Source organism: Rhizobium sp. BK591 (genome assembly GCF_014195045.1).
Classification (GTDB): domain Bacteria; phylum Pseudomonadota; class Alphaproteobacteria; order Rhizobiales; family Rhizobiaceae; genus Rhizobium; species Rhizobium anhuiense.
Window position 1 is genome coordinate 1,254,074 of record NZ_JACIAZ010000001.1, and the last position, 11,991, is coordinate 1,266,064.

The window sequence follows — 11,991 nt, forward strand, 5'->3', positions numbered from 1 at the left end:
TCACGGGAGAACGCGATTTCGTGTTCAGCTGCCTGGCGCCCAGCGACCTTGCGCAGGGGCGGCCGCTTTGGGCTTCAGGGGCAGATGGCGCTGTTGCCTGTGAATTCAAGCAGTCTTGCCGGTTGCCGGTGTTTTTGCCGACGCGGCAAATTGCTAAGAAGGAAAGAGTGCCTGATTCCCGCTTTGTGTTCGTGCTACGAAGCGGGAGGGGCTTATGTGAGGAATACATGACGAAACCGCGTCAGGCCGACGATTATAACGCACCGCTTGTGGATCGTGGGGGGCGTTCTGGCACGGTTTTGCGCATTCTGCTGCTGGCGCTCGTGCTGATTGCTGCCGCCGGGGGCTTCGTCTTCTTCAAAAAGTCGCTCGACAACGAGATCGTGCTCGGCGGTCTCGGCGTGCTCGCCATGGTCGGCATCTTCTTCCTGGTGTCTTCGGTCATCGGCTTCATCGAGGTGATGCCGCAGCGCCAGTCCGACAGCCTGGCGCGCGCCTTCCTCAACAGCCATCCCGACGGGACGCTGATCACCGACGAAAAGGGCCGGATCATCTATGCCAATGCCGCCTATGGCGCGCTGACCGGCGCGCGCAAGGCGACCGAGGTGCAGACGCTGGAAACGCTGCTGTCGCGTCACCGCGAATCCAATGAAGCGCTCTACAGGCTGGTCAACGGGCTGCGCGAGGGCAAGGAAGGCCGGGAGGAATTTCGGCTGCTGCGCGCCGTCGGGCCAGGCAGCAACAGCTCCGGCGCGCATTGGTACCGGCTGAAGGCACGGCTGCTGCAGCCGGAGGAGAATAGCGGCAGGCCGCTGCAGATCTGGCAGATCACCGACATCACCACCGAGCGCGACGACCAGGAGCGCTTCTTCAAGGAATTGCAGAACGCGATCGATTATCTCGACCATGCGCCGGCCGGCTTCTTTTCCGCCGGCAGGAAGGGCGAGATCTTCTATCTGAATGCGACGCTTGCCGAGTGGCTGAGCCTCGACCTCACCAAGTTCGTGCCGGGCTCGATGACGATCGGCGACGTCGTGGCGGGCGAGGGGCTGGCGCTGATCCAGTCGGTGCAGGCCGAACCGGGTCTGAAGAAGACCGTGACGCTCGACCTCGACCTGCGCAAGACCAACGGCCAGAGCCTGCCGGTGCAGATCATCCACAGCGTCACCTCGATGCGCGATGGCGCACCCGGCGAAAGCCGGACGATTGTGCTGGCGCGTGAAAAGAGCGAGGCCGGCGGCCAGTCGGCTTCTGCCGCCGCCATGCGCTTCACCCGTTTCTTCAACAACACGCCGATGGCGATCGCCTCGGTCGACGGCGACGGGCGCATTCTGCGGACCAACGCACCGTTCCTGAAACTGTTCTCCGGCGTCGTCTCGCGCGACGATCTCGAAAAGGCGCCGCATCTCGAAACCATCGTGCAGGAGAGCGACCGGCCGCAGCTTGCCGAGGCGCTGGCGGCGGCCAAGGATCGGCAGGGCGATATCGCGCCCATCGATACCCGGACGCCGACCGACGAGGCGCGCTATTTCCGCTTCTATGTCAACGCGGTCATCGACCAGAGCGACGAGGCGCCCGAGGAGGCGGCGATCGTCTATGCCGTCGAGGTGACCGAGCAGAAGGCGCTGGAAGCGCAGATGGCGCAGACGCAGAAGATGAATGCTGTGGGCACACTCGCCGGCGGCATCGCGCATGATTTCAACAACGTGCTGACGGCGATCCTGCTGTCCTCCGACCATCTGCTGCTGCAGGCGCGGCCGGCCGATGCCAGCTTCGCCGACCTGATGGAGATCAAGCGCAACGCCAACCGCGCCGCCGTGCTGGTGCGCCAGCTGCTCGCCTTCTCGCGCAAGCAGACGATGCGGCCCTCGGTACTGAACCTCACCGATGTCGTCGGCGACCTGCGCATGCTGGTCGACCGGCTGCTCTCCGGCACCAACGTCAAGCTCGACGTGCAATATGGCCGCGACCTCTGGCCTGTCAAAACAGACCTTTCGCAGTTCGAGCAGGTGCTGATCAATCTCTGCGTCAATGCACGCGATGCGATGCCCGAGGGCGGCACGCTGACGCTGCGCACCAAAAACCTGACCGCCGCCGAGGTCTCCGCCTTCAACTATTCCTACATGCCGGCCGAGGACATGGTGCTGATCGAGGTGGCCGATAACGGCACCGGTATCGCGCCTGAGATCATGGACAAGATCTTCGAGCCCTTCTTCACCACCAAGGATGTCGGCAAAGGCACCGGCCTTGGCCTCGCCATGGTCTACGGCATCGTCAAGCAGTCGGGCGGTTATATCCAGCCGGAATCCGAAGTCGGCAAGGGCACGACCTTCCGGGTGTTCCTGCCGCGCCACATCCCTGAGCCGGCGGTCGCCGCCGAAGCAGGTTCCATCGACAGCGCCATCGCCGAGATCGGCGTGCGGCCCGAGGCGCCGGCGACACAGCAGCCGGAGGATCTGACGGGATCGGCGGTCATCCTGCTCGTCGAGGACGAGGAGGCGGTGCGCCGCGGCGGCAAGCGCATGCTGGAAACGCGCGGCTACACCGTACACGAGGCGGGCTCGGGCGTCGAGGCGCTCAGCATCATGGAAGAACTCGACGGCAAGGTCGATATCGTCGTCTCCGACGTCGTCATGCCCGAAATGGATGGGCCGACGCTGCTGCGTGAGCTGCGCAAGACCTATCCCGACATGAAATTCATCTTCGTCTCCGGCTATGCCGAAGATGCCTTTGCCCGCAACCTGCCGCCGGATGCGAAATTCGGCTTCCTGCCGAAGCCCTTCTCGCTCAAGCAGCTCGCTGTTGTGGTGAAGGAAACGTTGGACGGGTGAGTGGGGTGCGCCCGAGAGAGGGCGTGCCACACATCGCCTCTGGCACGGTTGTGCCGTGCCAGCCCCTCTGCCCGGCAGGCAGAGGGGCTTTTTCGGCACCATCTATCTGTCACGGCCATACCGACCTACCCGTCAATCCTCATTCCGCAGCGCCACCGCAATCTCGGCGGCAAGCCGCGCATTGTTCTCCACCAACGCAATATTGGTTTTCAGGCTCTGGCCGTCCGTCAGGTCGAAGATGGTCGAGAGCAGATAGGGCGTCACAGCCTTGCCGGTGATTTCGTCGCGCTCGGCGCTATCCAGCGCCCGCTCGATATAGATTTCCATCTCCTCGCGTGGGATTTCGTCGACTTCCGGCACTGGGTTGGCGACGAGCATGCCGCCGTCGACACCGAGCTGTTCGCGCACCGTCTGGAAATTGGCGATGGCGGCCGGGCTGTTCAGCGACAGCGGGCTTGATATGCCCGAGGAGCGTGACCAGAAGGCGGGGAATTCCTCGCTCTCATAGGTGACGACAGGCACGCCGCGGGTTTCCAGCACTTCCAGCGTCTTCGGAATGTCGAGAATCGCCTTGGCGCCGGCGCAGACGACGATGACGCCGGTTCGGGCGAGCTCCTCGAGGTCGGCTGATATATCGAAGCTTTCCTCGGCGCCGCGATGTACGCCGCCGATGCCGCCTGTGGCAAAGACGCGGATGCCGGCGCGCGCTGCCGCAATCATCGTCGCCGCGACCGTGGTGGCGCCGGTGCGGCGCTCGGCGATCGCGAAGGCGAGATCGGCGCGCGACACCTTCATCACCTCGGTCGCCTTGGCGAGCTGTTCCAATTCCGCGGCTTCAAGACCGATATGCAACGTGCCATGAATGACGGCGATCGTTGCCGGCACCGCTCCCTGTTCACGGATGATCGTCTCGACGCTGCGGGCCATCTCAATATTGCCGGGATAGGGCATGCCGTGGGTGATGATCGTCGATTCCAGCGCCACCAGCGGCGCGCCGCGCTGCTTGGCGCTGGCAACCTCCTTCGAATAGGCGATCGGCAGAAGAGGGGAGATGGGCTTGGTCATGGTCTTGTCCTATGATCGACAGAACATAATGCCGAAAAGTGTGGGCGGTTTTCGGACGGCATCATGCTCAACTCTTTAATTAGTCGCTTCAATGCAGAATTCTGATCTTGGGAACAAGGGCAAGCGCCTCATTCAAAAGATCCGGCGTCAGATTTTCGTTGACGGCGTGCCGCGACTGCACGGTCAGCGTGGCGGCCGCGGTGCCGTGGCGGACGGCTTCCTCGAGCGGCAGGCCGAGCATCAAGGCGGCGAGCGTGCCGGCCGCAAGAGAATCGCCGGCACCCGTGACATCGGCGACGGTGTCGGCGATCGGCGGCTGCAGCGTCACGGCGCGGTGCCCGCAAAGCGCGACGAGTTCGCGCCGGCCGCGAGTGACGACGGCATTCCTGATGCCGATCTCGTTCAGCAATGGTGGCCAGCCGGCGGCGTCTTCCGGCTGCTCACCGGTCAGGGCGGCGGCCTCGGCCTCGTTCAGGAACAGGTAGTCGATATCTCCGATGCAGGGTTTCAGCCTGACGACCTTGGCCGGCGAGATGGCGATCGCCGCGACGGGCTTGGCCAGGGAATGCGCCTTGGCGACGATCGCGGCGATCGTCTCTTCCGGCAGGTTGGCATCGAAGAGGATGAAATCATGGGCGTCGAAAGCTTCCCGCACCCAGCGGATGGATAGACGCCGCGGCACGAAGAAGCGGTAGAGATCCATGTCGGCCAGGGCGATCACCAGATTGCCGTCCTTCTCGATGATCGCCGTGTAGCTCGGCGTCTTGCGGTCGAGGAAGACGAAAGGCCGGTCGTCGATGCCGGCGAAATCGGCGGCTTCGCCGACCAGTTCGCCGTTGGGATCGCCGCCGCGCGGCGAGATCATCGTCACCTGAAAACCGAGCCTTGCGAGATTGCGCGCCGCATTGAAGCCGCCGCCGCCGGGCTCCTCGAACCAGGTGCCGGGATTGCTGGCGCCAGGCGCTGTCTCGCCGGAGATGCGGCCGCGCCGATCGATATGGGCACCGCCGAGAACGAGAATCTTTCTTTTCATTTCAGGCACTCTCCAGATGCCCGACGTGCGAATCGATGGGATGGGTTTTTGTGCGCGGGTGCCGGCACTTTACATCTAAGTCGTTGCTTTTCATCGATAAAACAAATACAGAACACGGGCCGTTTTACCTTTTTCTTTCAATTGTTTGATCGCCTATTGCGAGAGTGGAACAAATAGGGTACAAACTCGACATTGCTTGGGCGGCTTCAATAACCTAAAGGTGGATCGGATGTCTCAGAATTCATTGCGGCTGGTAGAGGACAAATCGGTGGACAAAAGCAAGGCGCTTGAAGCGGCACTCTCACAGATAGAGCGGTCGTTCGGCAAGGGCTCGATTATGAAACTCGGCTCCAACGAGAACGTTGTCGAGATCGAGACGATCTCGACCGGCTCGCTTGGCCTCGATATCGCACTTGGCGTCGGCGGCCTGCCGAGGGGCCGCATCATCGAAATTTACGGGCCGGAAAGCTCCGGTAAAACGACGCTTGCGCTGCAGACCATTGCCGAAGCGCAGAAAAAGGGCGGTATCTGCGCCTTCGTCGATGCCGAGCATGCGCTCGATCCTGTCTATGCCCGCAAGCTTGGCGTCGATCTGCAGAACCTTCTGATCTCGCAGCCCGATACCGGCGAGCAGGCGCTTGAAATCACCGATACGCTGGTGCGCTCCGGCGCCGTCGACGTCCTCGTCGTCGACTCGGTCGCCGCACTGACACCACGCGCCGAAATCGAAGGCGAGATGGGCGACAGCCTTCCCGGCCTGCAGGCGCGCCTGATGAGCCAGGCGCTGCGCAAGCTAACCGCTTCGATCTCGAAGTCGAACACCATGGTGATCTTCATCAACCAGATCCGCATGAAGATCGGCGTCATGTTCGGTTCGCCGGAAACGACGACGGGCGGCAATGCGTTGAAATTTTATGCCTCCGTGCGCCTCGACATCCGCCGCATCGGCGCGGTCAAGGAGCGCGAAGAGGTGATCGGCAACCAGACACGCGTCAAGGTCGTCAAGAACAAGATGGCGCCACCCTTCAAGCAGGTCGAGTTCGACATCATGTATGGCGAGGGTGTTTCCAAGACCGGCGAGTTGGTTGATCTCGGCGTCAAGGCCGGCATCGTCGAGAAATCGGGCGCCTGGTTCTCCTATAACAGCCAGCGTCTCGGCCAGGGTCGTGAAAACGCCAAGACCTTCCTGCGCGACAATCCGGATCTCGCCCGCGAGATCGAGTTGTCGCTGCGCCAGAATGCCGGCCTGATCGCCGACCGCTTCCTGCAGAACGGCGGACCGGATCCCGATGACGGCGATGGCGATGCCACTGCGGAAATGTAATTTTCGCGCTTGAACTCATCAGTCAGTTCCAGCCGGCCGCATTCCTGATGAGAATGCGGCCGGTTTTGTTTGTCTGCTGGACAGTGGCGGAGGCGAACGTTAAAAGCCGATGGATTTGTATTTACCTGCCTCCGGCAGCATTGAAGGGCATAGCATGAGCGGCGTGAACGATATCCGGTCGACCTTCCTCGACTATTTCAAGAAGAACGGCCATGAGATTGTTCCGTCGAGCCCGCTCGTCCCGCGCAACGACCCGACGTTGATGTTCACCAATGCCGGCATGGTGCAGTTCAAGAATGTCTTCACCGGCCTGGAAAAGCGTCCTTATTCGACGGCGACGACCTCGCAGAAGTGCGTGCGCGCCGGCGGCAAGCACAACGACCTCGACAATGTCGGCTATACCGCGCGTCACCTGACCTTCTTCGAAATGCTCGGCAACTTCTCCTTCGGCGACTATTTCAAGGAGAATGCGATCGAGCTTGCCTGGAAGCTCGTGACCGAAGGTTTTGATCTGCCGAAGCATCGCCTGCTGGTAACCGTCTATTCCGAAGACGAAGAGGCAGCGACGCTGTGGAAGAAGATCGCCGGTTTCTCCGACGACAAGATCATCCGCATTCCGACCTCCGACAATTTCTGGCAGATGGGCGATACCGGCCCCTGCGGTCCGTGCTCGGAAATCTTCATCGACCAGGGCGAGAACGTCTGGGGCGGACCTCCGGGCTCGCCGGAGGAAGATGGCGACCGGTTCCTGGAATTCTGGAACCTGGTCTTCATGCAGTTCGAACAGACGGAGCCCGGCGTTCGCAACCCGCTGCCGCGTCCGTCGATCGACACCGGCATGGGTCTGGAGCGCATGGCCTGCATTCTGCAGGGCGTTCAGAGCGTGTTCGACACCGATCTCTTCCGGACACTGATCGGCGCCATCGAGGATACGATGGGCGTCAAGGCGGAAGGCAGCGCCAGCCACCGCGTCATCGCCGACCACCTGCGCTCCTCGGCCTTCCTGATCGCCGACGGTGTGTTGCCGTCGAATGAGGGCCGCGGTTATGTCCTGCGCCGCATCATGCGCCGCGCCATGCGCCATGCGCAGTTGCTCGGCGCCAAGGAGCCGCTGATGTACAAGCTGCTGCCGACGCTGGTGCAGCAGATGGGCCGCGCCTATCCGGAGCTGGTGCGCGCCGAGGCGCTGATCTCGGAAACGCTGAAGCTCGAGGAAAACCGCTTCCGCAAGACGCTCGAACGTGGCCTGTCGCTTCTGTCGGACGCAACGACGGATCTTTCCAAGGGCGATATGCTGGATGGCGAGACCGCCTTCAAGCTCTACGACACCTACGGCTTCCCGCTCGATCTGACGCAGGATGCATTGCGTGCCCGAGAGATCGGCGTCGACATCTCCGGCTTCACCGATGCGATGCAGCGCCAGAAGGCCGAAGCCCGCTCGCACTGGGCCGGTTCCGGCGAAAAGGCGACCGAAACCGTGTGGTTCGAGCTCAAGGAAAAACACGGCGCGACCGAATTCCTGGGCTACGACACCGAAACGGCTGAAGGCGTCGTGCAGGCGATCGTCAAGGATGGCGCGGTTTCGACCGAGGCCAGGGCCGGCGACAAGGTGCAGATCGTCGTCAGCCAGACGCCGTTCTACGGCGAATCCGGCGGCCAGATGGGCGATACCGGGGTGATCTCGTCCGACCACGGCAAGATCGAGATTTCAGATACGCAGAAGAGGGGCGAAGGCCTGTTCGTGCATCTGGGTACTGTCATCGAAGGCGTGGTCAAGGATGGCGATGCTGTCGCGTTGACGGTCGATCATGCCCGCCGTTCGCGCCTGCGCGCCAATCACTCGGCAACCCACCTGTTGCATGAGGCGCTGCGCGAAGTGCTGGGCACTCATGTGGCACAGAAGGGTTCGCTGGTAGCACCCGAGCGCCTGCGTTTCGATGTTTCGCATCCGAAGCCGATGTCGGCCGAAGAGCTGAAAATCGTCGAGGATATGGCAAATGAGATCGTGCTGCAGAATTCGCCGGTCACCACGAGGCTGATGAGCGTCGACGATGCGATCGCCGAAGGTGCGATGGCGCTGTTCGGTGAGAAATACGGCGATGAAGTCCGCGTCGTGGCGATGGGCGAGGGTGTGCGCGGCGCCAAGGCCGGCAAGCCCTATTCGATCGAACTCTGCGGCGGCACGCATGTCGGAGCCACCGGCCAGATCGGCCTGATCCGCGTTCTCGGCGAAAGCGCCGTCGGCGCCGGCGTTCGCCGCATCGAGGCCGTCACCGGCGAATCGGCGCGCGAATATCTGGCCGAACAGGACGAGCGCGTGAAGACGCTTGCCGCCTCGCTGAAGGTTCAACCGTCAGACGTTCTCTCGCGCGTCGAAGCGCTGATCGACGAGCGCCGCAAGCTCGAAAAGGAACTGGCCGACGCCAAGCGCAAGCTCGCCATGGGCGGCGGGCAGGGCGGCTCGGCCGATTCCGTGCGCGAAGTCGCCGGCGTCAAGTTCCTCGGCAAGTCGATATCGGGCGTCGATCCCAAAGATCTGAAGGGGCTCGCCGATGACGGGAAGACCAGCATCGGCTCGGGCGTCGTGACGCTCATCGGCGTTTCCGAGGATGGCAAGGCAAGCGCGGTCGTTGCCGTGACGCCCGACCTCGTTGATCGCTTCAGCGCCGTTGATCTGGTGCGCGTCGCTTCTGCCGCGCTTGGCGGCAAGGGCGGCGGCGGCCGTCCGGACATGGCGCAAGCTGGCGGCCCTGATGGCGCCAAGGCCGACGAAGCCCTTGAGGCAGTTGCGTCGGCACTTGCAGGCTGACCATCAGCCTGACGGCGTTTGACATGTGGACCGGCTGCGAGATCTGGATTTCGCAGCCGGTTTTATTTTGCGCAGAAGCCTGCGGCGGTCAGTTTCGCGCTTGCAAAGCGAGGCGGCAGGCGAGCCCGGTAAAAACAGTCGCCAGCATATATTGCGGCATCTTCGGAAAGCGGCTGAGCGAGGCCAGCCGCGTGCGAATTTGGCTTCCGAGAATAATGACGGCTCCATTGACGACGAGGCCGATGCCGTTCAGCACGGTCGCAAGCACCAGCATCTGCATCGTGATCGAGCCGCTTTGCGCAGTCACGAATTGCGGAAAGAGGGCCATGACGAAGAGGGCCATTTTCGGATTCAGCAGATTGGTGGCGAGACCTGCAAAGAAGATGCGTCTGCCCGAAAGCCGTCTCAATGTCGATGCTGGCGCAAAGGCGGTGACTTCCGAGCGGATTGTCTTATAGGCCAAATAGAGAAGATAGCAGCAGCCGGCCCAGCGCACTGCTTCATAGATAGCGGGCACCGTCACGAAGAGCTGAGAGAGCCCGAAAGCGGCGGCAAGGGCGTGGCAATAGGTGCCGAGCGCGATGCCGGCATAGGTCAGAAATCCGGCGGCGCGTCCCTGGCTGACACTGCGCGAGGCGATCAGCAGCATGTCGGGACCGGGCGTGGCTGTCAGCACCAGCGCTGCGGCGGCAAAAATCATCAATGTTGAAAAATCCGGCATCAGTCATTCCTTTTGGGTTCGAGCCGGACTTCCGCCCTATGCCGGATTCGTCGAAAGCGCAAGTCAGCAGGATTTGTCAAATCGGGTTATGTTCTTCTTTGGCCGATCGATTTGCACGAGGTTTGACATGAACGGCGAAACGGCATGGGCACTTTATGAAAACCGTCTGCGACGGGTTTCGGCCTATATTCACGACCATTTGGACGAGGAGCTGGATATGGAGCGCCTTGCCGAAATCGCCTGCATGTCGAGCTATCACTGGCACAGGATCTACCGGGCGATTTACGGCGAGACGCTGGCGGCAACCGTCAAGCGGCTCAGGCTGCATCATGCGGCAGGCGAGATCGTCCGCACGGAACTTGCCGTCAGTGAAATAGCGAAGCGATCAGGCTATCCCAATCTCCAATCCTTCAATCGCATCTTCAAGTCGGTCTACGGCATGCCGCCGGCCCGCTACCGGAAAGAGGGAAGCCACACAGCCTATGAGCCCTCACCCAACGGAAAGACCAAAGCGATGTTAGACGTTACCATACGCGAGATCGGGCCGATCGAGCTGATCGGCGTTGCCCATACCGGTTCCTACATGCAGATCGACAAGGCCTTCGAGACGCTGTTCGGCACGCTTTATGCCCGCGGCCTCGCCAAGCCCGAGATGCGCATGATCGGCGTCTATCTCGATGATCCCGATATCGTGCCGTTGGAAAAGCTGCGTTCGATCGCCTGCGTCACCGGCGCTGCCGACGTGCCGGCCGATGCGCCGTTCGAGCGGCGCACGATCGACGGCGGCGATTATGCCGTGCTGCGCCACAAGGGCCCCTATGCCAATATGCCCAAGTCCTATCAATGGCTCTTTGCCGAATGGCTGCCGAAGTCCGGCCGGCAACTGAAGGACAGGCTCATGTTCGAGGAATATCTCAACAATCCGCGCGAGGTGCCGCCGACCGAGCTTCTGACGGACATTCACATGCCGCTTGTCTGACGGCGGATATCTCCGGAGCGGCGGTCGGGCCGCCGCTCCAGGTTTTACAGATTAAGCCGCCTGCATCGTCTTGCCGGCTTCGTCGTCCAGCGCATTCGCGCGCTTGTAGGCCTCACGCCCGCTGATGCGGCCGAAATAATCGACGAAGGCCTGGCGCTTCTCGATACTGCCGAAACCGAGGCCCCAGCCGATATGCGAGCCGACATAGACGTCGGCGGCGGTGAAGCGTTCGCCGGCGACGTAGGTCGAGCCGGAGACCGCCATTTCGAGCGTATTCATGACGTCGCCGAAACCGCCGCAGCCGGCCATACGTAGGCGATCCTTCGGAATTTCGAAGCCGAGCCCCTTCATCGTTACCGCCGATTCGAGCGGACCGGCGGCAAAGAACATCCAGCGGTAATAGCGGGCGCGCTCCTCCGGCGTCGGCGCCAGCGCCTTTTCGGGGAAGGTGTCGGCGAGATAGGCGCAGATCGCCGCGCATTCGGTGACGATGGTATCGCCGTGACGGATCGCCGGCACCTTGCCCATCGGATTGACCGCGAGATATTCGGGCGCCTTCATGGTTTCGCCGAAGGTCAGCAGTTCGGTGCGATAGGGCTGGCCGATCTCCTCCAGCATCCAGCGCGCGATGCGGCCGCGCGACATCGGGTTCGTGTAGAATACCAGTTCTTCCGTCATGAGATCCTCCTCGTGCTGCCGTAATTCTGCGGTCTTGCCGTTCCCCGGAATCAATAGTGCGGCGAGGCCTTTGTGCAACCCCAGCCGCTTAAAGCGCCTTTCGGTACTGGATGAAACCCGAGCGCTCGGCGATCCTGTCATAGAGCCGCCGCGCCGTTGCATTGGTTTCATGCGTCATCCAATAAAGCCGGCCTGCGCCGTTTTTGCGGGCGAGGTCGGCGACGGCGTCGATCAGTGCGGCGCCGGTGCCGAGCCCGCGTTGGGTGTTTTCGACATAGAGATCCTGCAGATAGCAGGTCCATTGCGGCAGCCAGCAGGAGCGGTGAAAGATGGCATGGACGATGCCGACGAGACGGCCATCTTCATCAAAGGCGCCGAGCGCGTGCATCGGTTCGTCAGGATCGTGGAAGCGAGCCCAGGTGAGATCGGTGGTTTCGGGCGGAATGACCACCTCATAGAAGCGCTGATAGGCTTCCCATAAGGGTTCCCATGCGGCGCGGCCGGCGGGTTCAAGCGGTCGCAGGATGGCCGTCATCGGTTCATTCCCCAAT

Annotated in this window: 9 protein-coding genes; 4 read left to right on the forward strand and 5 right to left on the reverse strand. The window is 62.1% G+C overall.

What is annotated here, in order from left to right; translation table 11 throughout:
- Positions 1 to 227 precede the first annotated feature (227 nt).
- The gene (gene cckA, locus FHX10_RS06050) at positions 228 to 2,831 is read left to right on the forward strand and encodes a cell cycle histidine kinase CckA (protein WP_047610036.1); all 2,604 of its coding nucleotides are present in this window, start codon (positions 228 to 230) and stop codon (positions 2,829 to 2,831) included.
- 132 nt (positions 2,832 to 2,963) lie between these two features.
- Here the strand turns inward: cckA and FHX10_RS06055 are convergent, their stop codons facing one another.
- Together FHX10_RS06055 and FHX10_RS06060 are read right to left on the reverse strand one after the other, a co-directional pair.
- Positions 2,964 to 3,896, reverse strand: coding sequence for a pseudouridine-5'-phosphate glycosidase (locus FHX10_RS06055; RefSeq protein ID WP_063475220.1), 933 nt, complete (start codon positions 3,894 to 3,896; stop codon positions 2,964 to 2,966).
- A gap of 88 nt (positions 3,897 to 3,984) precedes the next feature.
- Positions 3,985 to 4,929, reverse strand: a complete 945-nt coding sequence (locus tag FHX10_RS06060) for a carbohydrate kinase family protein (RefSeq protein WP_127430914.1) — start codon at positions 4,927 to 4,929, stop codon at positions 3,985 to 3,987.
- A gap of 229 nt (positions 4,930 to 5,158) precedes the next feature.
- Here FHX10_RS06060 and recA point away from each other — a divergent pair, with 229 nt between their 5' ends.
- A complete protein-coding gene (gene recA, locus FHX10_RS06065; protein WP_003540131.1) occupies positions 5,159 to 6,253 on the forward strand; it encodes a recombinase RecA in 1,095 nt (364 codons plus the stop codon).
- 154 nt (positions 6,254 to 6,407) lie between these two features.
- Positions 6,408 to 9,062, forward strand: coding sequence for an alanine--tRNA ligase (gene alaS / locus FHX10_RS06070; RefSeq protein WP_028758078.1), 2,655 nt, complete (start codon positions 6,408 to 6,410; stop codon positions 9,060 to 9,062).
- Positions 9,063 to 9,150: 88 nt separating this feature from the next.
- On the opposite strand, the gene FHX10_RS06075 is transcribed toward alaS, so the two are convergent.
- Positions 9,151 to 9,783 carry a LysE family translocator gene (locus FHX10_RS06075; RefSeq protein WP_028756194.1) on the reverse strand — a complete coding sequence of 211 codons (633 nt, stop codon included), beginning with the start codon at positions 9,781 to 9,783 and terminating at the stop codon, positions 9,151 to 9,153.
- A gap of 127 nt (positions 9,784 to 9,910) precedes the next feature.
- Between FHX10_RS06075 and FHX10_RS06080 the strand changes: the two genes are divergently transcribed.
- Positions 9,911 to 10,762 carry a GyrI-like domain-containing protein gene (locus FHX10_RS06080; RefSeq protein WP_028758076.1) on the forward strand — a complete coding sequence of 284 codons (852 nt, stop codon included), beginning with the start codon at positions 9,911 to 9,913 and terminating at the stop codon, positions 10,760 to 10,762.
- 51 nt (positions 10,763 to 10,813) lie between these two features.
- On the opposite strand, the gene FHX10_RS06085 is transcribed toward FHX10_RS06080, so the two are convergent.
- A complete protein-coding gene (locus FHX10_RS06085; protein ID WP_028756196.1) occupies positions 10,814 to 11,440 on the reverse strand; it encodes a glutathione S-transferase family protein in 627 nt (208 codons plus the stop codon).
- Positions 11,441 to 11,528: 88 nt separating this feature from the next.
- Positions 11,529 to 11,975 (reverse strand): GNAT family N-acetyltransferase, encoded by a 447-nt coding sequence (locus tag FHX10_RS06090; RefSeq protein ID WP_028756197.1) that lies wholly within the window; start codon positions 11,973 to 11,975, stop codon positions 11,529 to 11,531.
- Between the last annotated feature and the right edge of the window lie 16 nt (positions 11,976 to 11,991).

Coding starts and splice junctions, on each gene's coding strand:
- cckA (WP_047610036.1), top strand. CDS start 228: ATGACGAAACCGCGTCAGGCCGACGATTATAACGCACCGCTTGTGGAT.
- FHX10_RS06055 (WP_063475220.1), bottom strand. CDS start 3,896: ATGACCAAGCCCATCTCCCCTCTTCTGCCGATCGCCTATTCGAAGGAG.
- FHX10_RS06060 (WP_127430914.1), bottom strand. CDS start 4,929: ATGAAAAGAAAGATTCTCGTTCTCGGCGGTGCCCATATCGATCGGCGC.
- recA (WP_003540131.1), top strand. CDS start 5,159: ATGTCTCAGAATTCATTGCGGCTGGTAGAGGACAAATCGGTGGACAAA.
- alaS (WP_028758078.1), top strand. CDS start 6,408: ATGAGCGGCGTGAACGATATCCGGTCGACCTTCCTCGACTATTTCAAG.
- FHX10_RS06075 (WP_028756194.1), bottom strand. CDS start 9,783: ATGCCGGATTTTTCAACATTGATGATTTTTGCCGCCGCAGCGCTGGTG.
- FHX10_RS06080 (WP_028758076.1), top strand. CDS start 9,911: ATGAACGGCGAAACGGCATGGGCACTTTATGAAAACCGTCTGCGACGG.
- FHX10_RS06085 (WP_028756196.1), bottom strand. CDS start 11,440: ATGACGGAAGAACTGGTATTCTACACGAACCCGATGTCGCGCGGCCGC.
- FHX10_RS06090 (WP_028756197.1), bottom strand. CDS start 11,975: ATGACGGCCATCCTGCGACCGCTTGAACCCGCCGGCCGCGCCGCATGG.